Origin of the sequence: Mycolicibacterium novocastrense (genome assembly GCF_001570485.1) — a bacterium.
Classification (GTDB): domain Bacteria; phylum Actinomycetota; class Actinomycetes; order Mycobacteriales; family Mycobacteriaceae; genus Mycobacterium; species Mycobacterium novocastrense.
In genome coordinates, this window is the sequence record NZ_BCTA01000012.1 from 44,058 (window position 1) to 68,954 (window position 24,897).

The 24,897-nt window shown below is 65.6% G+C and carries 23 protein-coding genes and 1 pseudogene; 18 read left to right on the forward strand and 6 right to left on the reverse strand.

The window, feature by feature from the left end; all coding sequences use genetic code 11:
- Positions 1–33: 33 nt before the first annotated feature.
- Complete coding sequence (locus RMCN_RS03880) at positions 34–753, forward strand: hypothetical protein (RefSeq protein ID WP_131808503.1); 720 nt, start codon at positions 34–36, stop codon at positions 751–753.
- A gap of 37 nt (positions 754–790) precedes the next feature.
- Here the strand turns inward: RMCN_RS03880 and RMCN_RS03885 are convergent, their stop codons facing one another.
- Together RMCN_RS03885 and RMCN_RS03890 are read right to left on the reverse strand one after the other, a co-directional pair.
- Positions 791–1,504: a hypothetical protein gene (locus tag RMCN_RS03885; RefSeq protein WP_067387437.1), complete on the reverse strand. Its 714-nt coding sequence runs from the start codon at positions 1,502–1,504 to the stop codon at positions 791–793.
- A 25-nt stretch (positions 1,505–1,529) separates the two neighbouring features.
- Entirely contained in the window at positions 1,530–2,129 is a 600-nt protein-coding gene (locus RMCN_RS03890; RefSeq protein WP_067387439.1) for a chymotrypsin family serine protease, read from the reverse strand.
- A 316-nt stretch (positions 2,130–2,445) separates the two neighbouring features.
- Here RMCN_RS03890 and RMCN_RS03895 point away from each other — a divergent pair, with 316 nt between their 5' ends.
- The 11 genes from RMCN_RS03895 (at position 2,446) to RMCN_RS03945 (ending at position 15,459) form a co-directional block, all read left to right on the forward strand.
- Positions 2,446–2,781: a helix-turn-helix domain-containing protein gene (locus RMCN_RS03895; RefSeq protein WP_110765747.1), complete on the forward strand. Its 336-nt coding sequence runs from the start codon at positions 2,446–2,448 to the stop codon at positions 2,779–2,781.
- Between the two features lie 31 nt (positions 2,782–2,812).
- A complete protein-coding gene (locus RMCN_RS03900) occupies positions 2,813–4,741 on the forward strand; it encodes a hypothetical protein (RefSeq protein ID WP_067387440.1) in 1,929 nt (642 codons plus the stop codon).
- On the forward strand, positions 4,738–5,469 hold the full coding sequence (locus RMCN_RS03905) for a hypothetical protein (protein WP_067387441.1): 732 nt from the start codon (positions 4,738–4,740) through the stop codon (positions 5,467–5,469). The genes RMCN_RS03900 and RMCN_RS03905 overlap by 4 nt, the downstream gene beginning before the upstream one ends.
- An 84-nt stretch (positions 5,470–5,553) precedes the next feature.
- Positions 5,554–6,357: a hypothetical protein gene (locus RMCN_RS03910; RefSeq protein ID WP_131808504.1), complete on the forward strand. Its 804-nt coding sequence runs from the start codon at positions 5,554–5,556 to the stop codon at positions 6,355–6,357.
- A gap of 209 nt (positions 6,358–6,566) precedes the next feature.
- Positions 6,567–6,809 carry a hypothetical protein gene (locus RMCN_RS03915; protein WP_131808505.1) on the forward strand — a complete coding sequence of 81 codons (243 nt, stop codon included), beginning with the start codon at positions 6,567–6,569 and terminating at the stop codon, positions 6,807–6,809.
- A gap of 4 nt (positions 6,810–6,813) precedes the next feature.
- Entirely contained in the window at positions 6,814–9,651 is a 2,838-nt protein-coding gene (locus tag RMCN_RS03920; RefSeq protein ID WP_067387445.1) for an ATP-binding protein, read from the forward strand.
- Positions 9,648–11,579: a hypothetical protein gene (locus RMCN_RS03925; RefSeq protein WP_067387446.1), complete on the forward strand. Its 1,932-nt coding sequence runs from the start codon at positions 9,648–9,650 to the stop codon at positions 11,577–11,579. The genes RMCN_RS03920 and RMCN_RS03925 overlap by 4 nt, the downstream gene beginning before the upstream one ends.
- Positions 11,576–12,487: a hypothetical protein gene (locus tag RMCN_RS03930; protein ID WP_067387447.1), complete on the forward strand. Its 912-nt coding sequence runs from the start codon at positions 11,576–11,578 to the stop codon at positions 12,485–12,487. The genes RMCN_RS03925 and RMCN_RS03930 overlap by 4 nt, the downstream gene beginning before the upstream one ends.
- 217 nt (positions 12,488–12,704) lie before the next feature.
- Positions 12,705–14,435, forward strand: coding sequence for a P-loop NTPase family protein (locus RMCN_RS03935; protein ID WP_131808506.1), 1,731 nt, complete (start codon positions 12,705–12,707; stop codon positions 14,433–14,435).
- 38 nt (positions 14,436–14,473) lie between these two features.
- A complete protein-coding gene (locus RMCN_RS03940; RefSeq protein ID WP_067387450.1) occupies positions 14,474–14,716 on the forward strand; it encodes a hypothetical protein in 243 nt (80 codons plus the stop codon).
- A gap of 119 nt (positions 14,717–14,835) precedes the next feature.
- Complete coding sequence (locus RMCN_RS03945; RefSeq protein ID WP_131808507.1) at positions 14,836–15,459, forward strand: hypothetical protein; 624 nt, start codon at positions 14,836–14,838, stop codon at positions 15,457–15,459.
- 532 nt (positions 15,460–15,991) lie between these two features.
- On the opposite strand, the gene RMCN_RS03950 is transcribed toward RMCN_RS03945, so the two are convergent.
- Positions 15,992–16,411 carry a hypothetical protein gene (locus RMCN_RS03950; protein WP_067387452.1) on the reverse strand — a complete coding sequence of 140 codons (420 nt, stop codon included), beginning with the start codon at positions 16,409–16,411 and terminating at the stop codon, positions 15,992–15,994.
- A gap of 287 nt (positions 16,412–16,698) precedes the next feature.
- Between RMCN_RS03950 and RMCN_RS03955 the strand changes: the two genes are divergently transcribed.
- Together RMCN_RS03955 and RMCN_RS03960 are read left to right on the forward strand one after the other, a co-directional pair.
- Positions 16,699–17,631 (forward strand): DUF2637 domain-containing protein, encoded by a 933-nt coding sequence (locus tag RMCN_RS03955; protein ID WP_067387453.1) that lies wholly within the window; start codon positions 16,699–16,701, stop codon positions 17,629–17,631.
- Positions 17,632–17,734: 103 nt separating this feature from the next.
- Positions 17,735–18,106, forward strand: a complete 372-nt coding sequence (locus RMCN_RS03960) for a hypothetical protein (protein ID WP_067387454.1) — start codon at positions 17,735–17,737, stop codon at positions 18,104–18,106.
- A 492-nt stretch (positions 18,107–18,598) separates the two neighbouring features.
- On the opposite strand, the gene RMCN_RS03965 is transcribed toward RMCN_RS03960, so the two are convergent.
- Together RMCN_RS03965 and RMCN_RS03970 are read right to left on the reverse strand one after the other, a co-directional pair.
- On the reverse strand, positions 18,599–19,507 hold the full coding sequence (locus RMCN_RS03965; RefSeq protein ID WP_067387455.1) for a hypothetical protein: 909 nt from the start codon (positions 19,505–19,507) through the stop codon (positions 18,599–18,601).
- 541 nt (positions 19,508–20,048) lie between these two features.
- Positions 20,049–20,243, reverse strand: coding sequence for a three-helix bundle dimerization domain-containing protein (locus RMCN_RS03970; RefSeq protein ID WP_016343884.1), 195 nt, complete (start codon positions 20,241–20,243; stop codon positions 20,049–20,051).
- A 112-nt stretch (positions 20,244–20,355) separates the two neighbouring features.
- On the opposite strand from RMCN_RS03970, the gene RMCN_RS03975 reads away from it, so the two are divergent.
- Positions 20,356–20,574, forward strand: coding sequence for a hypothetical protein (locus RMCN_RS03975; protein ID WP_024452057.1), 219 nt, complete (start codon positions 20,356–20,358; stop codon positions 20,572–20,574).
- A 240-nt stretch (positions 20,575–20,814) separates the two neighbouring features.
- On the opposite strand, the gene RMCN_RS03980 is transcribed toward RMCN_RS03975, so the two are convergent.
- Positions 20,815–21,198 carry a hypothetical protein gene (locus RMCN_RS03980; RefSeq protein ID WP_016343885.1) on the reverse strand — a complete coding sequence of 128 codons (384 nt, stop codon included), beginning with the start codon at positions 21,196–21,198 and terminating at the stop codon, positions 20,815–20,817.
- Between the two features lie 543 nt (positions 21,199–21,741).
- Here RMCN_RS03980 and RMCN_RS03985 point away from each other — a divergent pair.
- The 3 genes and pseudogenes from RMCN_RS03985 to RMCN_RS03995 all read left to right on the forward strand — a co-directional run.
- Positions 21,742–22,476 (forward strand): hypothetical protein, encoded by a 735-nt coding sequence (locus tag RMCN_RS03985; RefSeq protein WP_016343889.1) that lies wholly within the window; start codon positions 21,742–21,744, stop codon positions 22,474–22,476.
- 49 nt (positions 22,477–22,525) lie between these two features.
- On the forward strand, positions 22,526–23,770 hold the full coding sequence (locus RMCN_RS03990) for an ImmA/IrrE family metallo-endopeptidase (RefSeq protein ID WP_062656018.1): 1,245 nt from the start codon (positions 22,526–22,528) through the stop codon (positions 23,768–23,770).
- Positions 23,771–23,796: 26 nt separating this feature from the next.
- A pseudogene (locus RMCN_RS03995) lies at positions 23,797–24,813 on the forward strand (tyrosine-type recombinase/integrase); the annotation flags it as partial.
- Positions 24,814–24,897 lie beyond the last annotated feature (84 nt).

Consider the following 24,897-nt stretch of genomic DNA (forward strand, 5'->3'; position numbering starts at 1 on the left):
ACAGGGCGAGACCTTTGATGGGAGTGAGATACTTTGTCCAGCAACAACGCTCGAAAGAAAGCCGCCCGCCGCAAGCAGGCCGAGAACCCAGGCATGTCCTACCAGAAGGCGTGGGATGAGGTCGGCGCCGAGCACAAACAAGCGATCATCGAGCACGATCTCGCCGAATTAGGGCAAAGCGCAGCCCAGTTGGAAGAGATGTTAGCGGCGATGGATGCGGCAAGCGCGAGAGCTACTGAGAGGGCTCAGCAAAGATTCCATGATCATGTGGTAGCGCGATTCGACGGCAACGGTGCGCTCACTGCACTTGATATCGATGCGGCTGTCCTCTACAGCTACACCACCAAGGAGCTCGGGCGGGCCGTCACCGATGTCATGCAGCGAACATGGGACGCGGTGATGGCTGCGGCCAAAGAGGAGTACGCAGCGCTGGGCTACGACATTCCATTGGACCGTGCCCGTGATGCTGCAGGAGTCTTCACCGAGGCTTCGCGCGACGGCGCGCTTAAACTCGCCGTAAACGGGGCAGGGCGGCTGTTGTGGTGCGAAATTGGTGACGAGATCCTGGCCGGCGGCTGGACCGCGGCCGAGGTCAGCGAACGCATCATGATCCTGTTTCAATCCGCAGTCATGCGGTCGTGGCGGGAGATCGGCAGGCCGCTCGATGAGCCGACCCCTGACGACGACCGCGACCGGATTATTCCCAGTGATGCCGAGATTGCTCGGTACCGCGCTGAGACCCTGACCTTCTGATCCTCCAGTTCGGGTGTGAGGGCCTGACTTTCGGCGTCTAAAGCGACGACCCAGATGTCCAGTAGGCGGGCAGGGCGTCTAAGTCGCTTCGGTAGTTCGGATCGTTGAGTGCGTCGAGTTCGGTTGCGCGCACTGGAATGTCGGGCCAGGTGCTGATCCGTTCGCGCAGCCAGGCGCGCCAGTCAATCGGGTCGCCGCCGGCGGCCAGACCGGCTCGATACGACGCCTCGTGCATAACGCGGGCGCGCGAGGTCAGCGAGCGGTGAGCGTTTCGCAATGCCTCGATCGTCGCCTGGGCGGCGCCGCTGGCGCGCATGGTGGCCACTGTGGCGTCGTGTGCGGCGAGGTAGTCGTCGAGCACCGTGTGGCCGGCGGCCCGCCACGCAGTCAGGGCGGCTCGCCAGCCGATACCGCGGTGCGGCTCCCAGTCAGCGATCGGGCGCGCCTGCAGCTCGGCGACGACCAGGATGTCGGCGTCGCTGTAGAACTGGTAGCCGGGGTTGTGGGCGATCAGATCGGTGTAGTCGGCCGGCTGCAGGCGATCGCGCCAGTCGGCGGGCAGCAGCCCAACGCGGACGCGTTCGAGGATGGTGGTCATGGTCTGGAATCGCTTGGTGCGGTAGTACAGCGATCCGTACTGTTGGTGGGCTTCGCGGACGCGGCGCTCGCTGTCGCGCAAGGCATTTAGCGCTGCTTGGTAGCGGCGGTTGGCGGCTGCGGCTGGGTCGTCTGGTTGGTCGTGGCCGGTCATGGCGTCATCGGTCAGTGGGCGGTAGTCAGACGCTGTTGTCGCGGAAGGAGGCCAGCGCGGCGGGCAGCGACATCACATAGCCGCCGCGATAAGGCTCGGTGAAGTGGCCTTGCCATAGACCGACAATAGCCACGAGCGTGTCGCTGATCTTGAGGTATGTCGGCCCGCCCGAGTCGCCTTTGCGGCCGGTCTGGGTGACGGTGATCAGAGGGGTGTTCACAGCGCTGACGAAGCCGCAGACCTCTTCATCGGAGGTCGCGCCGTAGTGGCATACCCAGTCCGATTCGCGGGCGTTGACGTAGGTGACCACCCGATAGGAGGTGCCAGCGATGCGATCGGACCAGGCGACGTCGCCGAAATCGATGAGCCACCAGTCTTTTTGGGGAGGGTGGGGGGTGTCCTTGCCGGGGAGCAGAGTGACCGATACGGTGCGGCCGGTGACGCCGGCGTCGACGTTGGTGATCGGGCCACCATCTGGGGAAGCGCAGTGGCCCGCGCTGACGCCCATGGTGTGTCCGGGCACACGATAGACGTAGCCGAGTGTGCATCGGATTCCGCCCTGGGTGATGGTGTCGCCGGCCGCGACGGGTTTGGTTTCGTCGGCGTGGGCCGGTGCCGCAGGCATTAGCGTCGCAAACATCGCGACGGCAACAAGTAGGCCCGCAATTCGCGCTGGGAATCTCAGCAGGCGCCTCGGGAACGGCTGCTGATCATGGTGTCTTTCTGCCGCCACGAGGCGGACACTAGTTCAAATTTGCCGCCGCCGTTTCATCGCTCAACGGCAGGTGATCGTACCTGCGGGGCGACGCTGGGCGGGCGGCGATGAGGACGAGACAACAGTAGCCACCCGAGGATGAATACGCTCAAGCCGTCCAGTTGTTAGGCTTGAGTCACGTTGGGAGTCCGGCCTGTGACAATAGGGTTTCTGCAAAGGGGTACGCATGACGGAATCGGAGCGCTCCGATGCTGCGTGGGACATCCCTGATCCGGAGTCGTCGGCTGAGCGGCGGCGCCGCCAACTGCGCGAGTACCACCAGCGACGGACCCGCAGAACTGCCGACGGCGCCGAGCACGGCCGCCGCTGGACGATCGCCGACGCCCGCCTCGCACTCGATGTGCGCCGCAGCGTTCCCGAAGTCGCCGAAACACTGGGCCGCTCGGCCAGCGCCGTGGAATCGCTGCGCCGCCGCTGGCGCGCGGGCCGGCTGCCGGCGGTCCTGGCCGACCAGATGCCGCGCCCACCGGGCGCCTCCGCCGACGGCGCCCCCGCGCCCTGACCGACAGACCAGCAACAGAGGGACGGCAAGCATGGAGTACCTGGTCACAACCCCACAGGGCACATACCGCATCGATCAGGACGCCGACGACGTGGGTGACCTGATCGCGCTGCTGGACCACTACGCCACCACGGGGTCGGTCAGCGGGCCTGCCCCGCTGCGAGCGCTGTCACGCCAGCAGGTCCTGGCCCAGCTGGGCCGCGCGACGCTGCCCGAAGACAAAGAGACCCCGTTCCCGGCGCCCGCAGTGGTCATCGGCGACGAGGACAGCGGCGGCGCATTCACCCGAGGCTGGCTGGACTCGCAGATCACCGCTTGGCAAGACCAGAAAATGGCGACCAAGATTCTCGGTACGGACGCCCAAGGACCCGAGACCGCAGACTCGCAGGTAACTGATCAGCCCGCCGCCGAGAGCGACCAGAACCAGGCACAGCCGGCCACGCCGACGGCTGTCACCACCGGTGAAGCAGACCGCGACGACCAGGGCAAGCCGAACTTCCCGAAAGGCACCCGCCAGTGGGAGGCCCCGGGCGCGGCCGACGAGCGCGTCGTCATCGTGACCTCACGCGGAATCACCACACCATCAGGGTGGGTGCTGACCGGGCCGCTTCCGGCACCGCAGAACGTGCCGCGGTTCGTGGCCTGGCACTGGCGCAAGAAACCCAGCGCATTGCCGCAGATGTGGTTCACCGCCGAAGCCATGGAACGCATCGGCATCCCCGTCGAAGACGCTGACCCGGGCACTGTCGCAGAGCTGGTGGCCGACATCTTCGGCTGCAAAGTCAGCTGGTCACAATCGGGATTCTTCACGTGCCGGTGGGGACCCGGCGACGACGCCGGCGGCGCCGAGGGCGCCTCGGTGGCCAATCGATCGGTGCAGCTGGTGTTTGTGCCGTGGCTGCCCCTGGATCCCTCCGAAGCCCGATCCAAAGATATGGGCGTCGCGGGCATCGAGGATACCGAGACCGAGCTGCCCGAAGACGAGGACCAGGCCGTGCCGATCCTGGCTGAACGCATCGCCTGGGTGGCAAGCCTGGGTGAGGGTTTGGCGCCGGCGTCGCGATGGAGCACTGTGGGCGCTGCGTTCGCCGACGTGGTTCGCCGCCGCAGCTCGATCAAAGGGGTCAAGGGGTGCCCCTGGCCCGGCGAAATCGTTGCCGCGCAGACAGATCTGGACCCCGACCTACATGAGGGCAGACTCGGGGCGCACAAGGCGCGCGGGGACACACTCAAGGTCGAGGTCGACCAACGCGCGGCATATCTGGCATCGGCGATCAAGCTGAACTTCGGCTACGGGGAGCCCAGCCGTGTCGACAATCCCGACCCGGATGTGCTGAACACCCAAGAGCCCCCGTTCGCGCTGTGGCGTGTGACGACGCCGCCGGCCAACACGATCGACGGCCTGGATCAGCGGCTGCCGCTGCCAGTCGGTTACATGGCCACCGATGAGCAGCGCACGTTTTGGACGACCACGCGCGGAGCTCAGCACCTGATGAGCCCCGTCGACCAAGGCGGTGCAGGCCTGACCCCGGCCGAGCTGGCGATCGACGCGGCCTGGGTGTGGCCGCATCAGGCGCGGCTGCTGCGGTCGTGGGCCGAAGCGATCCGGGTGCGGCTGAAAGCGGCCATCGCCGAGGGCCGCAAAGACCGTGAGGACATGCTCAAGGCGATGTACAAGGCGTATCTGGGGCGCATGCAGTCGTCGAAGTGGTCACCCCAGCAGTACCACCACCATCAGCCCGCCTGGTATGCGGCGATCCAGGCCGACACCCGCTTTCGCGCCATGACCTACGCGCGTCACATCGTCGACACGCACGGCTGGTATCCGGTTGCTGCCGATGTCGACGCCTGGAGCTACTGGCTGCCGCCCGACGCCGACCTGACGGTGCTGGAGGAGCCGTCGGAGAACAACGGCAAGTACCGCATCAAGACCGTCGAGCTGCCGCCGGCGAAGTCATGAGGAAAATCCGGCAGCGACGCAGCACGCCCGAACCGCCGCCACCGCCGATCCCGCCACCGGCACCGCCGGCGCCGGCGGCGCGCACGGCCGAGGACTTGACCGGCGGCCGGCGCGGCGCGGCGGCCGGCATGTGGGCGCTGGCTCGCCGCAAGCTGCGCGAGCTGCGGGGCCGGCGGTGGGAGGCCGCCACCGAGCGGCAGCGCCGCCGGGAAGCCGACCGGCGTGCTCGCGAGGAGTTGGCGCGGCGCATCGAACGCCAGACCGGTCGTCGGCCATCGGAGCGCACACTGCGCCGCCACGCAGCGGCCGGGACGGTGCCCCGTGGCGTCGACGCGGAGAAGCTGGGCCGCCAGGCCGCCATCGATGCGGCCGGAGGTATCGCCAAGTTCGCTCGCCAACAAGGCATGTCCGAGCGGGCGGTGGTGCGCTGGCGCGAGCGTGGCGGCCCGCTGCCTGAGGTGGTGCCGGAAAGTTTGCGGTTCTTCGTCGCCATGGTGGCCACGCTGATCAGCAAGGGGGAGCGGTACAAGACCGATCAGCTCTGGGCGACCGAAATCACGGTGGATGGCGTATCTGTGGCGCGGGTCGTGGAGGCGGCGCAGAGCGGCGATTTCAGCGGTGTGCGGACGCTGGTGGGTGAACTGGCCGCCGATCAGTTCCCATGGGTCGGTGCGGCCGAACGGCATTTTGAAGTGAGCGAAATCATTGAAATCAGCGTCGCCGAATAACTGTTAGCATCCGGCCTTATGTTGTGGCGATCGGAAATCGCGCGCACAGCAATTGCGCAGAATTATCAGCGCTACGTGTGGTTTGTGGCTTGGCCGTTGATTCTGCTTGCGGTGTTCGCCGGCTGCGTGCGCTCAGCACCCACCGATGGGCAGGCCGACCAGACGGAGCGCCAGCAGGTGACCGATTACGGGGCGGTGGCGATCCTGTCGTTTGTGACCGCCACGCCGGCGGATTCGGCCAAACTGAGCGCGATCTACGGCGAGCTGATCAAACCGCCGGAGGGCCAGCAGGGGATCCCGCTGCCGCGGCGCACCGTGCTGGCGTCGTTCGCCAGCGCGGAACCACCAGCGAGCAAGGATGATTCGTGGTGGGTGACGTTGAGCACCATCACTGCCGACGGCCAGGAGTCGTGGCAGGTGCCGGTGCAGGTTTTCCCCAGCGGTCCTCGAGTTCTGCAGCTGCCCGGGGTGGTCCCCGGGGTGTCTGCGGGGCCGGCGGTGGCGGTCAAGGCCGCGGCCCCGATCGACGTGACCTCGAAGGATGAAGCGATCGCGGTGACGTTGCGCGACTTCTTCGACGCCTGGCTGACCGGGCGCGGAGATCTGGGGCGGGTCGCCGACACCGCCACCGTGCCGGCGTTTTCCGCGCCGCCGTATACCCGCGCGCAACTCGTGCAGGCCTACGCCGGTTCGCAGATTCCCCAGCAACCCGAGGGAACCATCACCGCCGGGGTCACTGTGTGGGCGACGAAAACCTCGACCGACCAGCTGTCCTACACCGTCACCCTCACTGCGACCGCGGGCCGATGGGTGGTGTCGGATATCGCCGCGCACCCACTGGTCACCGAGACCAAGGGCGATACGCCGGCGGTGACGGCCGGCCCGTAACAACCGGCGGGCAGCGAGCGGTCCCGCCACGGCTGCGAAGCCTGTTAATCGCAGCGTGCTAAGGGTGAGTGGCCCAGGTCGGCTAACGGACGTAATGTCCCCGGCATGACGGAAAGTGGCTTTCGCTGTCGCCGTGTACGAAAACGGCGCGAATGTGGCCCTTCAGCGTCACAGCAACATTCCAGAAATTGCACGGAGGTGTATAAACCGTGAACCAAGCGCAAGACCTCCTGATGTCGATTCTGAACCTCGGATTAATGGCCGCTGGGGTGTTCTGCATGCTCAAAGGTGGATTCGCCGTACACGCGGCCAACAATGGCAATGACGACATCAACATCAGCGGCTGGAAGCGAATCACCTCCTGGTGGGCGCTGGGCGCGATCATGCTCATTCCGGGCGCCTGGAATCAGTTCGGCAGCCTGATTATGAACGTGTGGCAATCGCTGTTCTGAGCCGATGCACATCTACACAGCAATCCGGCGTGTGGCGCGGCTCGTCGGCACGACCGGACGCGGTGAGCCCCTGTTCGGTGGCCCCTTCCGCGCCGACCGCGACCTACCCGTCGCCGCGGTCGCGGTCTTTCTGGCGTGCTCGATCCTGGCCGTCGGATTCACCCTCGGCAAGGTCACCGGGCTGGGGGTCGGGATTCTCGGGGCCGGCGTCGTGCTCTACACCGGTGTGCGCATCATCCGCCGGCTGCGCCGGATGCCCGACGACGCCTCCCCGCAAGACTGGCTGACGTCGCGCGTCGACATGATCTTGGCGCGCCCAACGCACCTGGGCGGGCCGAACCCGTTTCACCCCGCCACCCCGCAGGTCAAAAAGCATCCGCTGCTGGCCACCACCCGCATCGTGGACGGCAACATCCGCGACGTCGGCGGCAAGTTCTGGGCCGAGTACCGGGTGCCCCACCCGCTGCCCAACGGCCGGGTGACCGAGCAACGCAGTCTGGAAGTGCTGGAGGAACACAAGCTGCTGTTCCGGGTCCTGCTGCGCCATGGCCACCACATCGGCATCAGCAAAGAACCGATCCCCTACGACGAACTGCTCGAAGATTCCTTCACCGACGATGACCCCACCGGCGAGGACATGGAGCAGATCGGCATGTACGTCCACGCCACCGTCGGCACACTCGACGAACTCGTGGCTAAGGCGAAGCAGGACCCGTCAGTGTGGCCGAGCCGAATGGTGTTCACCGTGGCCATCTACGTCGGCGACGACGAGGCGCGTGCCGCGGCACGCCGCGACGAAATCATCGCGCGCCTGCCGTTCACCTGGCACCTCGTGCCGGCCACCCCCGCACAGATGTACTGGGCGCTTTACGGGCACTGCATGCGCGGAGCTGAGCTGGTGCCCACCGCCGGTCGCACCGACATTCCCGAAACGTTGCCTGATCTGGAGTTCGATGACGGAGCGCGCAGCGACGTTTCGCTGCGGGGCCGGTTCAGCTTCGCAGGCGGTGACCTGTCGCCGGTGCTGAAAGTATCGACCGGAAACCGGCATGCGTATCAGGCAATACTCACCGCGAAGCTGCCCGACATTGTCGACTGGCCCGACACCGACATGTTCTCGCTGTTCGCGCATCTGGAAGCGCCCATAGACGTCGTGATTCGGTGCAGTCCGAAAGACCGGGGCGTGGTGGAGGAGGAGAACAAAAAGGCCGACACCATCATCACCGACAACCAGAAAGAAACAGAACACCTCAATTCGCAGGTCAAGGCGTTCAGCCGCGAGGAACAGCTGCTGCAAATCTATTCGGAGAAACTATCTGCAGACCCCGACGCCCACAGCGTCACGTTCACGATCTTCATCGCGATCGGCGGCCAGACGCCTAAAGAGGTAGCGGATCTGATCGAATCGCTCAAGACCACCTTTTCGCGGATGAATATCAAGTTCCGGGCGCCTCAGCCAGGCCAGCAGGAGCAGCTGTGGGCGGCCATGCAACCCGGCGCCCCGCGCAGCCCCGTGCTCGATCGCCTAGCCGATGAAACCACCATCGACGAGTTCGCCGAGTTCATCCCCTTCACCACCGCGTCGATCGGACACGCCACAGGCCCCATCTGGGCGCGAAACCTCACGTCGGGCCTGCGCGAGTTCGTGCGGGTGGCCGCCGAAAAGGTGCTGCAATCCAACCGGTCAGCAAGCATGGCCTTCATCTCCAGCCCCGGAGGCGGAAAGTCTGCTGCAGGAAAGACTTTGGCCTACCTCGCGCACGGTCGACGCCAGTCGTGGGGAGCGATCGACCGCAGCAACATCGAGGTCAGCGTGTCCCCGCCGCGGCGCACCGGTGAGTGGGTGAAGTTCACCGAGGCGCTGCCCGCCGGCGAGGTTCAGGTGATCGACGTCGCCGCCCCACCGGGGACGATGGATCCGCTGCGGGTGTGGGCGCACGATCCGCAACGCGCGTCGCTGCGCGCCTATGCGCTGCTGATGGAACTGCTCAACCTCGCCGACGATGAGCAGGAGCTGGCGCTGGCCGAGGCGCTGAATCCAGAGGGTCTGTCGGCCAACGGCATTGGCTCGATGATGGCCTTGTCACGCTACCTCAAGGCCCAACCGGATCGGGCGGCGGTGCTCGTCGGACGCAAAATCGCAGCGTGGGCCTATCGCCCGTTCGCGGCGGCCGTGTTCGACGAGGACCTGCCGGCACTGAAGCTGACAGCTCAAGGGACGGTGTTTCGCACCCACGGGTTCGCACTGCCCGGGGCTCAGAAGGTGTTCAACGAACATCTTTACAAAAAGCTGCAGCCCGAGGAGCGCTACGCGCTGGCCATCTATCCGCTTGTGGCGGCGTTCCTGTCGGCGGCGTTCGAGCAGCGCGGCGGAACGGCGTGGCTGTTCATCGACGAGGCATGGACCGTCACGAGAACCCCCGTGGGTCACGAGCTGATGGAGCCGCGGATGCGCGACTCCCGCAAGCACGATCTGATCCCGGTCTTCATGACCCACGCAGCGGCCATCGACCTGGCCGATGACATCTACAAGCTGATCACCATCAAGTTCCTCGGCAAGGCCGAGGACAGAGAGCTGGCAATCGCCAATCTTGGCTGGTTCCAATCGATGCCGATCACTGAGGACACGATCGCCGAAGTGATGGCGATGAAGAACGGGCGGTTCTTCATGTCCATGATCAACGACGACGACGACATCGAGGGCGACGGAGCCGGTGTCAGCCAGGTCACCGAGGTGCAATTCCTGCTGCCCGCCGATGAAACGGTGCGCGAAGCGATCAACACCAAACCGATGAGCCGCCGAGAGCGCGACCAGCGCAAGCGCAAAGACCAGGCGGCATGATCGCAACGGCGAAAAGGCTGGGCGGCAGCGCTGTCGCGATGCTGGCGGCGCTGACCGTCGCGACCGTTGCCGCGGCGCCGGCGGCGATGGCCGACACCGGCGACGGTGTCACCCCGGCCGATTCACACGGCATCCCTATCGGTGATTACCTGTTCGGATTCAACTACGGCGCAGGTGTTTTCGGCGTAGCGGCCACACCCGACACCACCTTTCCCGCCGGATTCGCCGCGATCATGTTCGGCGTCTGGATCGCCGGGTGGTGGCTGGTGTTCACCGTATTCAACCTCTTCCAGAAAATGGACTGGATCACCCCAATCGTCGGCGTGGCCGAGAACGTCTCGACCAGCATCAGCGACCAGTTCGGCGAGCAGTTCATCTACTGGGTGGTAACCGCGACCATGCTGATCACCATCACCGTGTACGCGCTGCGTAACCAGGCCAACAGAGCCTGGCATCACGTCGCATTGACCATCGTGGCCATTGGCATCGGTGTGTTGATGGTGTTGCCCGTCGGAGAGGCCGCGCACCTACTCAAGATGGGCCGCGATATCGCCGCCGAGACCGGCACCGCGGTCACCGGGCACCCGGCCGCCGTAAGCCCAAGTGCCGGCCTCATCGACGAATACGTGCGCAAACCCACCCAGCGCTGGCAGTACGGGCAGGACCTCGACTCGCTGGGGTGCGGGTGGGCCTGGGACGACAAGATCCGCGCCGGCGACGCCGACAAAATGAAGGACGCCCCCCTGGTCTGTCCTGGAGGTGACCTGGGTGCAAGGATGCACGCCCACGCGATGAACCCTGCGGGGGCGCTCACAGAAAGCATCCTGTACCCGCTGTTCATGGTCGTGGTTGCGGTGCTCATCGCGATGGCCGTGGTGAAGATGGGCTCGACCGCCGTCGGTGCGCTAATCCACGCCGCGTTCATCAAACCGGGTCTCATCGCTGTCGGCACACCTGTCGGGCAGCGGTTCCTCATTCGGAACGTGATCGACGGATTCACCGCGGCACTCGTGTTCGGCGGGTACCTGCTGATCCTGTTCATAACCGCGGCCCTGGTCGGAATCCTCGGCACAGTGGTGCCGTCCTCAGACGTCGGCATGCTGATCACACTGCTCGTGGTCGGGTTCGCGATCGGCGGCGTGCGCTACGCCGGGGCCAACATGCGTGGGTGGAAAGACGCTGCGGGACGGGCGATTCTGCCGGCGGGCAGCCCGGGAATGTACGGCCAGCCATCACGCGCGCCGGCAGTTGCACGGCATGCCGCGCTGTCGGCGGCGCATTACGCCGCTGACGGGATCCGGACCCGGCGCCAGATCGCTCGGGTGGCGACCAAGAGCGCTGCGGCCAAGGCCGGCGCCGGTGCGGTCGCCCCAGAAATCGCGATCCCCACCCAAGTGATGAACGCATTCGCCCATGAGGTGCTGCGCACCGCGCACCACTACCGCACGGTGCACCAGGGCGGCAGCGGCCGCGGTAGCGGGATCGGTGTGGCTGGGTCCGGTCGAGGTGGCGGCGCGCAGTCGGTCAACTACGGCGGGTCTGGTGGGGGAGCCGTTGGCAGCGCACGCGAGCTTGCCCGGCGCAGCAGTCAACGCCGAGCACAAACCCGCGCCGCGGAATCGGTGTCCGTCCCAGCCGCCGCCGGGACCTCGTCGGTGCGTCCGCCGAGCCGGCCGGCCCCGCTGCGCACTAGCTCCGGTGCCCGCAGCTCCAGCGTCGCCGAATCGCCGTCGGCTGTCGCGGTTGCCGCCCCACAGAGTCCGGTCAGCTCAGCAGGACCGGTCCAGCCCGCCGGGGGCAGTGACGGACGGTCGGCACCTCCACCCGCAGGCCCGGCGCGCTCCGGAGTGAACCAGGCATTGCGCCGATCCGGCGCGATCAACACCGCGCGTAACGCCGCACGCAATTTCCGTAAGGGCCGGCAATGATCAAGGTCCTGGCGATCGCGGTGGCCGCGGTCTTTCTGATTCCCGCTACGTTCATGGCTTTCCTGGGTGGCCCACAAGCTGCCACCGACGTCACCAACATCGTGGCGGCGTGCCGCACCGTGCTCGGTGTCGCGCCGCAGCCGGAATCCACCGTTGCGGAGTTCGGCGGCGCAGACGCCGAGCTGGTCGCCGCCGCGCCCATCACCACCACCACCACCACGGCAGGCGCCGAAGACCCCACAGTCGAGACCACCACGACCGCCCCGCCGCCTCCACCGCTGCTCGGTGCGCAAGCCTACGACTTCGTCACGTCGCTGAACACGATCGACAACTGGCGCACCCTGCCGGTCGATGAACTCAACCGCTGGGCGCGTAACCCGCCGGTGTCGCCGCTGCCTGTCGGCGCTCATACTCTGCCACCGCTGCCTGCCGACCAAACCAACGCTGCGCCAGCGCAATACCAGCCAAGCGGCAACTATGCCCGTGCCTGCGCGGCCGTCGTTAGTCGCGCGACGAAGACAGAACCGTCAACACCAGCAATCGATGCCGCACCGGCCCGGAGAGTGCCGGCGAACCTGGCCGGCCTGGAAGGTGCGGTGACCGACGCGCTGGGCCTGCTGCGTGCCGTTGACCCCGACGCCACACAGGCCGATCCGCGCCAGTTCTACCTCGACTACTGGCCAATTACGCAGATCCGGCCCGGCGACATCGTGCTCTACGACTTCACCACAGCCGGCGCCGCACACTTCGGTGTCGCCGTCAGCGAGCAAGCCATGCTCACCACCGGCAGCTGCTGCACACCTGCACGAGTGCAACTTTGGCCCATCCCCACCAACGCCAGCGCGCTGAGCATCACACAGGACAGCCAGCCAGAACACAGTGCCCCACAGGAGGATCGGCAACAATGAGCGCTCTCATCGGAACGGCGATCACTGCTGGTGCAGCGCTGGCGATCGCGACCGACTCCTGCACGCGCGATCATGCCGCTGCCAAGGTCACGCGCCACGGGTGGTCACGATGAGCCCCGGCGTCATCGCTCTCATCGTCGCCGCGGCCGGCGTCGTCGCGGTAGTGGTCAACGCGTCTCGACATAACGTGCCCGTCTCGCGGTTCGTGCCCTACCTGGTGCTGGCGTTCGTCGGCGGGTTCATCACCACCGCCGTGGCGTATCTGTTCGTTCCCGTCGTGTGGCTGCTGCTGGCGGTCGCCCCCGGCGCGGCGGCATGGTGGCTCAGTGAACATGTCGGAGCGCGCAACTACCACCGCCGGTCGCTGCGGCTGCTGCTGGCAGCCCGGCTCAACGAAGTGATTCCCGGATGGGAGGGCCGCTCGCTGCTCATCCAGTGGGACGGCGGCCACCTCCCCGCCGACGTCGTGGAGATCAAGATCGGGCTTCCCGCAAAAACGTCGCCTGCCAAGGTTGTTCCAAACATCAAGGCGGTCATCAACGAAACCGTCGGCGGGCAATGGTCGATCGCCACGAAAGGCACTGTTCTGACCTGCCGGCGGGCAGTGGTCGTCAACGACCCGCCGCCGCTGAAGCATCTCAAGGATGTGCTGTCGGATCGTGACTGCTTCGGCGACGGCTATCGGCTCAAGAAGTGCGATCTCACCGCGGACAACACTGCCGTTGAAAGCTATGTAGTGGGGTACAGCAACGGCAACGCGTTCGCCAAGACAGCGCAGAAGCGCTCCGGTGTGGAAACCGTGCTGCGCGAACGGGTCCCGGTGCCGTCAGGGTCATGGATGTTCGACTGGAAGCTGGCAGACGCCGAACTGGAGGCGGTGCGGTCTGCGTTTGAGCCCATCATGTACGCCAAGCCGATCAAACACTTTGTGCAGAGCCGCGAGGAGGCGATCGACTTATATCCCAAGGCCGAATTCGTGCTTGGCGTCTACGGTGACGGGTCTCCGGTCATCTGGAGTCCTGTTGCCGAGGGCACCCCGCACTGCAACACCTGCGGCGCCTCCGGCAAAGGTAAAACATCGTGGGCGCACACACTGATCGCCCAGGCCGCAGCGCTGGGCTGGTGTGTGATCATCGCAGATTTCAAGCTGGCCAAGAGTTTCCGCGGCTTTCTGGACTGGCCTAACGTGCACGTGGTCACCAACGGCGTCTACTCGAACATCAAGACCATCTACTACGTCGTCGAGATCCTCAACCGCCGCCGCGCCCAAAGTGGCGCCAGCAGCGTCATTAGCGATGACGTGCCCATCCTGTTCATCATGGATGAATACGCCGATTTCGCGATGCAGATGGTCAAGAACGTGTGGCCGCGATTCAAGGGCCAGGGCGACCCGAGCCAACCGCCGGTTCTCGGTGAGATGGACCAGCTGATCATCATGTGCCGTGAGTTCCGCATCCACATCGTGACAATGCTGCAGAAGCCCTCCGCCGACTTCATCAACACCAACATCATCTTCAACTCGGGCAAGAAATTTCAGGTCGGCAACATGGAAGGCCCGATGTCAAATACCTACTGGGGCAACTACGACATCGGCTCATCGTTTCCCGACGTACCCGGCCGGGGACTGGTGAAAGACGCCGACAGTCGATTGAAGGCGCGCGAGTTTCAGGCCTACTACACACCCGACCCGATCAAGGCCCGCAAACCAAAGGACTTGGCTATACTCGCCGAGCTCCTGCCCCAGAAGTCGCTATATCCGCGCGTCACGTTCGACTTACCGAGCCCCTATGACATCACCCAATGGGACCAAATCGTCACCGCACCATGGGAACTCGCCGACGAACGCCCTGACCTCGATCCGCTCTCCCCGTACTTCCGGCCACAACCCATCTTCACCTACGACACACTGGGAGACATGGACCCCGCATCAATGAGCGTGCAACGGTAGAGGGGAAACGATTCAACCGCGGCGAGAAAGGGAGCACCATGGCCGCAGACGCAGAACACCAGTGGGCGCCGGCTCAGCGCATGCAGCAGGCCCCGACCCAACTAGCACAGCCCATGCAGCAGCAGGTCCTCAGTCAGCTAGGTCAGCGCATGCAGCAGGCCCCGAGCCAGCTAGTGCACGAGATTGCGGCCCGGCCGATGCAGGGTCCTAAACGGTTCTTCGTCAGCGACGGCAGCGACGTCAGCGACGACAGCGACGTCAGCGACGACAGCGACGCATGAGCCCCATTCAGCAGATGCAAGCCCCCGCACCTCACAAGACTCGGCAGCGGTTGCAACCCGAGCACAGCCAGGCCGGGGACCATCCGCAATTGCGGGACCAGCCAGCTACCGTCATGGGCATGTCTGGCACAACCGGTGACAGCGACGCATCCACGGCTGGCCCGCCCTGGGAGCCTGCCGACGTCGACCTGCCACAGCGGGTGACTGCGAGGTGGTGCGCCGACAACCTCACCACCCCGACAGGCAACGCCGTAGTACGTGCACACCTGGAGCCGCGCAGCGAAGACCGCCGCTACCGGGCCGCATGGCAGGTGCTATGGCAAATGATCAGTTTTGACCCGCGGTGGCGGCGAACGACCATCGAGATGCTAAGCGCTGACCGTGAGCAAGCCCAACAGGCGCTGGCTGGTGGGCTCACCGGTAAGTCCGCCACCCGCGCCCGAACGTACATCCACGGCGTGGACAGCGCGCTGGCACGCATCGAACGTGAAGCGGCCGGACCGCTGGCATGGGCCTCGGCCTATTACGCTGACTTCCCCCCGCGCGCCCGCGAAGTGATCGAGACCCTAACGCTGGCCGTCGACGAGTTCCGCCGCGGCGAGCTGTCGCCAGCCGAGCTGGACGCCACGCTGTCCGGTCTGGACCTCAACCCGGCCACCCGCGACATTCCCGCGCAAGCGCGGCAGCGCGCCGCCCACAACCGGTCACTGCCCCCTCGGCGTCGGCGAGGCGCGCCCGGCTAACTGGTGACCGCCACGCGCGGCTGCGCCCGGCTGAACGCTGCTGCTGTGCGGTACAGAGTCTCCTGGGCAGCCGTCGTCGTCGGTCAATCATCTCTCGGGTGTACGAACCACCCGCCGGCCCGTCGCCGGCGTAGCCGCTCAGCCAAGCCCGGTAGGCGCCTCCCGGTCCTCATCAGCCACGGCAGGGGCAGCGCGCCGCCGAGTGCAGGTGCCACCGCATGGATCCGATACCACAGCTCCTCGTAGGAACTCACGATGCCGTTCAGCTCATCGCTACGCGCTGCCGCGGTTATCCACGACGGCGTGCTCGCCGACGGCGCCTGCGTATCAGGCCGTCGGCGATCACGCCGTTCCTGCTCCAGTTCTGCGTCAAAGGCCATCCGCAACCTATGAAACTGGCCCAATAGATCAAGAGCTTGCGCGACATCTTCGCTAAACGGCCGATCACGATTCGTCATGACAACATCTTGCGCAGACCGACCGACACAAGGTCCGTCGCGTTCCGACGGTCCTGGCGGGTGGTGCGGGCGCGTTAGAGCGGGTGGTCGTGGATACAGACCTCGGCGGGGGCGTCGGGAACCTCGATCATGTGCGGCAGCGCCGCCCAGCGGGAGCTGGCGGCGAAGCGGCCCGCCAACTGGTAGCGGTTCGTGCTGTCGTCGACGTCCACGGGGGCGAGATACCACGTCGTGCCTGTGGGTGTGCCGAATTCGCCCGAGCGGTATTCGCTTGTGGTTTCGCCAGTTTCGAGGTCGATGGTGGTGTACTGGGTTGCCCACTGCACCGCCACCAGCGCGTACTTCAATTCGGCGTTGGCAGGTTCGGCTCCGTCGGGGGCCGTGTCGAATGGCGTGACCGCTGTACCGGGCTGAGGGTGGCGGGGGAAGCCTCGCACGTAGCCGACAACAGCGACCGGGCCGGGGAGTGAGGCAGAAATCGCTTGGTATGTCATCGCGTCGACTCCTAGTTGGATGTTGCGGGTAGCGGATGATGAGGAACGGGACCCGGTGAACAACCCTTGATATTGTCAAGTGGTAATGCTACCGAAAAGGGTTGATGGCGTCAAGGCTATACGGACAGGGAGCGCACAATGTGCGCCGAGAGCGCGGCGCGCATCAAGGATGCATATGCGATCGGCATTCAGCTGCTACCATTCGACGCATTGGCCCGTATGGCGCAGTGGTTGACTTGCGCGCCAACCGGATTCATCAGCTGCGGTCGAAATGGAGAACGCGCTCAATGACAATTCTCGACGAGGCGCCCACGCGCAACGGATCGGAACACACCCAGACGCGCCTGTCCAGCCAGGCCGTCGCGGAGAGAGAGCCTGCAAGGCCCGCGGTGTCCCCCGCGGTGGACACCGATTACGCCGAGCAGCGGCGGCGCCCGATCGGCAACCAGCAGGACGCTGACACGCCCCAGGACGACGAGACGCAAACTGAAGCCGCGGAGCTAGCCGCTGCGCGGGAGGTGGCGAAGAAATTCGCGTGGGGCTGGCTGATCTTCGCCAGTGCGGTGTCTATCCTCGGAAATGGTGCGCACTCCTATCTGATCAACGAAGGAAAGCCGCTCGCCTTTCAGATTTGGGCGGTGTTTCTGGCGCTGTGCCCACCCATATTCTTGCTCGGCTCAACGCATCTCGTCGCGCTGCTGATACGGGCACGCCGACTGGGATGGGATTTCGGCGTCACCCTCACCGTCACCATACTGGTGGGTCTGACCGCGTTCTTGCTGTGCTTCTACAACCTCCGAGAGCTTGTGGAGATGATGGGTATGCGCCACTGGACTGGCTTCTATCCGATCATCATCGACTTGTCTATCGTCGGTTCCACACTGTCGCTGTTGACGTTGTCGCGGCCGCGTCGCGTGAAAAGGCAACCGGCTGAAGCGGAGCAGCTGCAGGAGCTGTTGGCAGGTGTTCCCGTGCGTTGGGAGGCGATCGCCGCCGTGGCCCACGAGCAGAACCCAGGGGTTCCGGCGATTCAGGAACGTTCCATCGAGGAGACCGCGGACATTCTCAAGCGGATCTACGAGCACCGCGAGAGCGTCCGCGCTGTCGGCCGAGTGCACAACAAACTGCACCACCGCAAGATCAACGCGATAACCGATGCCGGCGCGGAAGCGCTCAAGCAGTTCCGTCTGGCGGCCGAGCCGGTGGACACGGCTGCCTGACGGCGGCATGCACCGTCGACAACGCCGCCTTAAGAATTCGCATCGTGATCAGTAGTCGACAGGAGTACGAGTATGACCGAATTGCCGCCCGTTAGGTTCGCGTGTGAAGCTGCTGGGTGACGGACCCCGATGGTGGGATGTGCGCTGTGCCGACGGGCGATTCGCGATCCTCACCCGCCAGGCCGAGTTCAAGCCGAAGGGCGAGGTCTGCTATACGATCCTCGACGCGCAAGAGGGTGTGCGCGGCCCGTGCAACCTGATCGGCCAGGGCTGGGACAAGTACATGCCCGACGAAGCGTGTCAGGACTTGCTGACCGAGTTGCAGATCGGCGCGAAAGTCAACGCCTGGAATGCCGGTGACCGCAGCCTGAGCGAGGCCGGGATTGACCAGCTTCTCGTCGAGCGAGGCTCATGGGTTGAGATCAGCCATCGCAACCGGGTGCCACTCGACCTCGGCGAAGTAGGCGCAGCCTGACGTAGGGCAGGAATGACGGCATACCGATTCGTGACGCTGACGTGCAACTCCTGTGGCGAGGTTTTCGACACAGGGCAGGCACGGTCAGTTAGGGAGGCACGGACTGCCGCTTGCGCCGAGGGCTGGCGCTACTACCAGCGCGAAGACCTCTGCCCTCGCCACTTCGGCTACTGCTTCAGCGAAGTCGCTGGCTGGATTTACAACCCTCAGATTTCCGCTCAGAACGCCGAGCGCGCGGGTTATGCCTACTACCCCGCATCGACCTGACGAAGATATCAAATCCGTTCCAGCGCACTATTTATCGGAGACTCAGAGAACACAGTGAGCGCAAAGGCAGACGACCTGCTCTGCGATGGAACGTGTTCGGAGTTTCGGTACTTCGACGATGAGTGGAGCATCTGGATCTGCTCGCTCTGCGATCGACCACTGGCGGTCACCGATAGGGTATCGGAACGAGCCGCGAGCTGACCGTTTTCTTGGGGGCCACGATCGTCAGCGCTGAGTGCGGGCCAGGCGATCGAGTGCGGTGTGAATCTGCGTGTCGAGATCCGCGCGGATCTCGTTGCGGTCGAAGGGGACTGCTGCCAGCTGGTCGATTCCGAGCTCGACCATAACAAGAGCGTCCTCACCGTCGACGTCTAGCAGCGCCTTGCACATCAACAGGTGATCGATATTGCGCAGGGCCTTGCAGTAGTCGCTCAGCGTGTCGATGAGGTCGACCAGTTCGTGCCACGTACTTTCGGCTGCGTCGGCCGTCGTGGTGTTGGTCGCGTGGGCGCGCCAGCAGCGGTAGGCGGATAGCGCGATCTGGTGCACCGCCGCGTCAATGTCGATGCGGGCGCGGTGGGTATCTATCTGGGTGCAGGTCCAAGTTGTGGTGTCGCGTATGGAGTCGGCGATGAGTACAGCGACGGCGACGAGGTTGGGTTCAGCCCACACCAAGGCAGCGTCGCCGTCCGACACGCGGCGATCGCTGGCTAGGCGGCTGTCCCAGTCGTGGAGGAGGCGGGCGGCGTTCGGATGGCGGGTGAGATCTGCGCGGCTGGTCGGCCATTGCACGCGGGCGGCGTCGAGGTGGCGGCGTTCGGTGCGGGTGTAGGCCCCTCTCGGGTGGCGGCGGACTGTCGCTGTGGCGACCACCGAACACGCCAGCAGTGCGGCGGTGAGCGCGCTGATCAGCAGCGCGGAGGGGCCGGCGATGAGCATCGCGGCGGCCGGCGGTGCCGATAACCACGCCCCGAGCGTTGCGAGGCCGGCCGTGGCGCCGACGGTACGCCGCCAGTTCGGGACCGCAGCGAGTGCTCCGGCGCGGTTGAGGTCGCGGTGCTTAGCGGCTAGCGCCGGCGGTAACAGCGATGTGTCGATCATGCCGGCAGGGGCGGCATTGAATGCGGTGGTCATGTGGCGATCGCGATATGGCCAGTCGAGATCGAGAGAGCTGGGCGTGCGGCGGGTGTCGCGGCCTGTGCGTTTTGGCCAGCGCGGCGGATGTGGTGTCGGCATGCGGTCTTGGCTCCTCCTGCAAGGCAAGGATATCGGCGGCTGAGCGGCGCTCTGGCGGCTGGCGCCGCGCACGGCTTATCTGTAACAAAGGGGGCCTAGCTGAGCTATCCGACTGTTCAGGACGAGTGTTACATGTGTACCTGGTCTAATCGGGCGCCGGATTGTCCTGCACATGTGTAGGACGCGGGTTGGCGATTGCTGTCGCGGAGAACCAGAAGTGCTAGACCCTACGCTGGGGTGGCTTTGTCACTGCCGAGGACTCGACGCCTTGGGCGCCGCTACTCTGTGGCGCTATGACTGCGGCCGTACTTCGCCATCGCGCGTGCCCGGAAGCCCGCCGACTGGCACCGCGCGGCACGCGGCGAAATCTATTTCAGATCAGCAACAACCTGCGACAGCCACAATGACGCCCGTGGCTGTCAAGTGTCCGATTCGCCGATCAGCTCCGGGCGAGTTCGGCGCGGGCTCGGCGCTCGACGAACAGCGGAACGAAGTCCCGGATCCGGCTGTGTTCAAACTGGGCGTAGGCGCTCTGGACGATGGAGTTGATGCGCTCGGCTGGAATGTCTGCGTAGCTGTCGGCGAGCCGACGCTCGACTTCTTCAACCATGACGTGCTCATCGACCTCCGGCATGTCGATAGCATGCCTGGGCGGCCAGGTGCCGTCAACCGAGGAATTGACGTCCGTTCACCTCACATCGTGGCTATCGAACCCGTGAGGTTCGGGAAGTGTGAAGATCTGTTAGATGAGCAACGACGAGTCCGACCTGGCGCAGGCCTTCCGACTGTTGTCAGCGTTGCACGAGAACATCACTCATACGACGAGGGCGATCGAGAAGTTCGAGCGGCAACGCCGCTTGGGGTCGCCCGCAGGACCGCAAGAGCAACTACTACGCCGTGAACTCGCCGAAGCCCACGGGCACATCAACCGCATCTACGAACGGTTCCCCGAGACACGGCGGTAGCGCCTTGATGTGAAAGCTCACAGGTCGCGCCAGACCGACGTCATCAACACCGGTGAGCCAGGCGATGTCCCCTGGGGTTTAGGACTCCGGTCGAATAATCGTCATGCTCATGTTGGGTGGCGTCGCGCCGCGCGAGGGGGGTCGCCCGGCGCGACACCGGCCAGATGGCATATCCCGTTTCCGAGGCTAGTCCCGGCGTCCAGGACTTTGCGGTGATGCGCGGTTAACGAAGGCTAACGACTAACCGGATCGGCGGTACCGGTCTGGCGCTGCGTGCGGCCCAGGACCGGTTCGCTCGCGGGCGGCGGGCGTGTTTTGTGGCGACGCAGACGCGATGACCTTGGTGAGAAGGTGTCGCAGGCGTGGTTCGGCGCTCTGTCCGTGGTAGCAGTCCAGCCAGCTGGCGGTGGCGGCCATCAGTTCGTCGTCGAGAGGAATGTCGTTACATGCGATGGCGGTGATCAGGGCCTCGATCGCGGCGAACGTCTCGCCGATGCCCAGGGTGATGTAGATGCGGTCGGCGTCGATTCTGCTGAGATACGGGCGCGCGGTGGCGGCCAGCTCCCAGGCCAGGGCGGCATCATCGGGCGCCTTACGCACCGGCGGTTTGCGCGACGTGGACACCCGGCCCCCCTTTTCCGATGGTCTGGTCTTGTCCGGTGCCTACGGTAGAGGGTGGGCAGGCCTGCCGCGCAGTGTTCGACCCGGCTACCGCGCCGACCAGGCACACCACATCCGGCAACGCCGATCTGTTTGCCTGCCATTCACTTTCCGTACCATTCACTGGGCCGCCAGCGGGATCGAGAACGTGGCAGGTCGGCCTCGGCGCACGGGTGATCGCATCTGCCGTGCCATCCAACGCGACACACGTGCACCAGCTCCCCGGGCGACGAGACCTCATGCGTCACTATCTTCACTGTGGCCACAGTGAAGGAACACACCGTTCGACCCACACAGGCCGACTGCGGCCATTCGAGCCGCCGGGACGCGGAGCGGCATGCGCGCAACGCTCTTCATGGCCAGAAAGCAGCGCGACACGCATGATTTGTGCAGCTCACAACCATTTATACATGTATACTTGCAGGATGCTAAGCAACGCAGAATTGCTGACCCGACACACGGCGCGCCTCCGAAAGGGTGTAGGAAAAACCGTGCAGTATTTCCGCCATGGTGGTTCCGGTGGAACTGGCGAGACAGCTGGTGGCCTTGCATCGTCTCGCGTTGGCGAGGCTGCTCGGCGAGATCGGTGTGGCATTCGACGCCTCGCTGGCGCGGTGGTTCGGCGTGTTTCCCGACCCGATGCAGATTCAGGGCGGGACGTTGTGCCAGGACGTGCGCAGTCATGTGCTGGCGATGAACGGCATCGACGCGCAGAGCGCGAAGGCCCCGACCCCGCCAGCGGCGCCAGAGGGCGCCTCGTGCGGGCCGGGGTCGACGTTGCGGATGTCGACGGGCCCGAGTTCGTCGGTGCGTATCGGGGATGCGGGGATGGCGTGGGCGCGGGTGCGTCACATCAGCCCGCAGCGGGCCGCCGATATCGGTGCGCTACCCCCGCAGTCGATGCCGAAGTCCAAGCCGGGCAAGCAGATGGCGCTCGACGCCGGCGAGCCCGAGGATCAGCGGGTGTTCGGGCCGGCGGGGATCGGCGACGATTACGAGCTGGTTGTGTACTGGTGGGAGACCCCGGGCCGGTTGTCGGTGGGTGGTGGCATCTTGGCGGTGGTCGCCGATCTGGATACCAGCGAGGAGCGGATTTTGGGGTTCGAGCCGTTGCCGCTGGCGATTCGGCCGAAGACCGTTGCCGAGCGGCAGATCGTGGCCGAGGACGACGAGGACGTGCGCGAGGACTTCGAGCAGTTCTTGCCCAGGAATGCTTCCGAGACCGGGGACGCCGAGGCGTAGACGATGAGCTGGTACCGGCCGGGCGCGTGTGGGGACGAGGTGGTCGGTGATGGCGTCGGTAGAGGTGTTCGGCACACGGGTCCGCCAGGCCCGGGTGTTGCGACGACTGTCAGGCACCGCGGTGATGGAGCATCTGGGGTGGCGCTCTCCGCGCCAGACGCGGTTGGAGCAGTCCGAGACCGCGGTACTGGAGTCCACCGATTTCGATCGGCTGACAGCGTTGTTGCGTTTCCCGCCAGCATTTTTCACGACCGCACCGGCATCGCGGGTGACGGCGCGGGATCTGTTGTTCCGGGCGCCCAAGTCCACCACGGTCACCGAGAAGGAGTACCTGGCGGTGTTCGCCAACGTCGTCGGTGATCTGCTCGGGCAGCTCAATGCGGTGGCCAAGCTGCCCCCGGTGCTGCTGGAGCCGTTGCCGGCGGGCACCGATGTGGTGACCGCGGCCGCCCAGGCCCGGCGCTGGCTGGGGGTGGCGCCCGGGGTGCCGATCAAGTCGCTGACCTACGAGCTGGAAGCTGCCGGGGTGCCGGTGGTGATGCGGATGAAGCACTCACGTTCCACCGGAGTGGTGGACTGGGACACCGATGAGGACGGGCCGGCCGGGTTGTTGACCGAGAAGCATCTGGGGTGCTCGGCGCGGACCGGGGAGTATCGAGAACGTCCGTTGGTGTTGTTGCGGGCGTTGGATTCTTGGGAGCGCACCCGCTGGACAGTCGCCCACGAGATCGGGCACTTGTTGTTGCACCGCTATGGCGATGTCAGCGATGACCAGGAGCGCGAAGCCTCCCGGTTCGCCTCGGAGTTGTTGGCCCCGACCGAAGTGCTCGCCAAAGAGGTGCCGCCGGTTCCCACGCTCAGCGATCTGGTCGACGCGAAGGTGAAGTGGCGGATTTCGTTGGGGGCGTTGATCATTCACCTTCGCGAGTCGAAGCTGATCGATGAGGTCCGCGCCGATACGTTGCAGCGCCAGCTCTACACGCGGATCAACTCCGAGACCGGGCACACCTGGGGCAAGACCGAACCGGGCTGGAATGCCCGCACACCGGAGCGGCCCCGGCTGCTGCGCCGGTGGATGGAGGAATGCTACGGCTCGGTCAGCGTGGAGGCCTTGGCCGCCCACGACCTGATCTACCCCACAGACTTGTTGGCCGACATCCTCGCCGGCCAGCGCGGCGCCCCCGCGAAAGTTGCCGCGGCCCCGGACACCGTCTCGACGGTGCTCGACGAGGAGGCGATCCTGGACCGCGGGGACACGGTGGTGGCGCTGCGCCGGCCTCGCCGGCAGGCCTAACAGGGAATTGCGGGGGCGGATCGGGGATGGCACGGACACAACGGATCGCGCTGACCGGCGCCCCGGACACCTACACCGTGCTGGGCCCCGATCACCTGCCGATCGAGGCAGCCGAGCAATACCTGCAGTTCCTGCGCGATGACGGGGCCTCACCGAACACGGTGAAGGCGTATGCGGCCGGCCTGGCGGCGTGGTGGACGGTGCTAGAACACACCGGCACCGACTGGCAGGACATCAGTACGAGCCTGTTCGGGCAGTTTCTGGCCTACCTGCGCACCGGGGACCTGCCGGGCACCGCCCGGATCGGCGCACCAGAGGTTTGGCTGGCCCCGGCGAGCACCCAGCTGCGGGCCGCGGCGGTGCTGGCGTTCTACCGCTACCACGCGGACGCCCATGGGCTGGCCGGCCCGTATCAGCGGCTGTTCACCAGCCGCGGCAAGCGATCGCGGTCACGATATATCCCGATGCTGGCCGGAGTAGGCGCACGACGCTCCAAGGACCGGCCCATCTACACGGTGCGCAGCGGCAACAAGTCCGCCACTCCGGTGCTACTACCCGCCCAAGTGGCCGCGATTCTCGACGGCTGCGCCACCCAGGCCGGACAGGACTGGTCGGGGCCGCCCTCAGGGCTGCGGGACCGGCTGTTGTTCGCGGTGCTCGCCGAGACCGGGATGCGACTGGGTGAAGCGTTGTCGCTGCGCCACCACGATTTTCATATCGGCGCCGGCGGGACACCGTTCATCGACGTGGCCTCCCGACAAGACCATCCGCGCGGGGCCCGCGGCAAGACGCTACTGGCCCGACGCATCTACATCGGTGATGATCTGGAGGCGCTGTATTCGGCCTACGTGTGGCATCTGGTCGACCAGGGCGCCGATCTGGACGTGCCCGACCTGGACACTCACTTCGTGTTCGTCAATCTCACCCACGGGCAGCGTTTCCGGGCCATGCGTGCCGAAACGGTCTACGCCAAAATCGATTCGGTGACTAACCGCGCCGGCGGGGTGCTGCCCGATCGGTGGTCACCGCACTGGCTGCGCCACATTGTCCCCGCTTAGTTCCCGTGTTGCGATTAGCTTGAAAGGGTCAGGTGGCGCGTGCGTTTGGTTGTTGCGTGACGGCGTGTG

Excerpts from the sequence above, each read along its gene's own strand:
- RMCN_RS03990 (WP_062656018.1), top strand. The coding sequence starts at position 22,526 with ATGGCGTCGGTAGAGGTGTTCGGCACACGGGTCCGCCAGGCCCGGGTG.
- RMCN_RS03925 (WP_067387446.1), top strand. The coding sequence starts at position 9,648 with ATGATCGCAACGGCGAAAAGGCTGGGCGGCAGCGCTGTCGCGATGCTG.
- RMCN_RS03945 (WP_131808507.1), top strand. The coding sequence starts at position 14,836 with ATGTCTGGCACAACCGGTGACAGCGACGCATCCACGGCTGGCCCGCCC.
- RMCN_RS03930 (WP_067387447.1), top strand. The coding sequence starts at position 11,576 with ATGATCAAGGTCCTGGCGATCGCGGTGGCCGCGGTCTTTCTGATTCCC.
- RMCN_RS03905 (WP_067387441.1), top strand. The coding sequence starts at position 4,738 with ATGAGGAAAATCCGGCAGCGACGCAGCACGCCCGAACCGCCGCCACCG.
- RMCN_RS03970 (WP_016343884.1), bottom strand. The coding sequence starts at position 20,243 with ATGCCGGAGGTCGATGAGCACGTCATGGTTGAAGAAGTCGAGCGTCGG.
- RMCN_RS03955 (WP_067387453.1), top strand. The coding sequence starts at position 16,699 with ATGACAATTCTCGACGAGGCGCCCACGCGCAACGGATCGGAACACACC.
- RMCN_RS03920 (WP_067387445.1), top strand. The coding sequence starts at position 6,814 with ATGCACATCTACACAGCAATCCGGCGTGTGGCGCGGCTCGTCGGCACG.
- RMCN_RS03895 (WP_110765747.1), top strand. The coding sequence starts at position 2,446 with ATGACGGAATCGGAGCGCTCCGATGCTGCGTGGGACATCCCTGATCCG.
- RMCN_RS03900 (WP_067387440.1), top strand. The coding sequence starts at position 2,813 with ATGGAGTACCTGGTCACAACCCCACAGGGCACATACCGCATCGATCAG.
- RMCN_RS03985 (WP_016343889.1), top strand. The coding sequence starts at position 21,742 with ATGGTGGTTCCGGTGGAACTGGCGAGACAGCTGGTGGCCTTGCATCGT.
- RMCN_RS03950 (WP_067387452.1), bottom strand. The coding sequence starts at position 16,411 with ATGACATACCAAGCGATTTCTGCCTCACTCCCCGGCCCGGTCGCTGTT.
- RMCN_RS03975 (WP_024452057.1), top strand. The coding sequence starts at position 20,356 with ATGAGCAACGACGAGTCCGACCTGGCGCAGGCCTTCCGACTGTTGTCA.
- RMCN_RS03885 (WP_067387437.1), bottom strand. The coding sequence starts at position 1,504 with ATGACCGGCCACGACCAACCAGACGACCCAGCCGCAGCCGCCAACCGC.
- RMCN_RS03890 (WP_067387439.1), bottom strand. The coding sequence starts at position 2,129 with ATGCCTGCGGCACCGGCCCACGCCGACGAAACCAAACCCGTCGCGGCC.
- RMCN_RS03965 (WP_067387455.1), bottom strand. The coding sequence starts at position 19,507 with ATGACCACCGCATTCAATGCCGCCCCTGCCGGCATGATCGACACATCG.
- RMCN_RS03940 (WP_067387450.1), top strand. The coding sequence starts at position 14,474 with ATGGCCGCAGACGCAGAACACCAGTGGGCGCCGGCTCAGCGCATGCAG.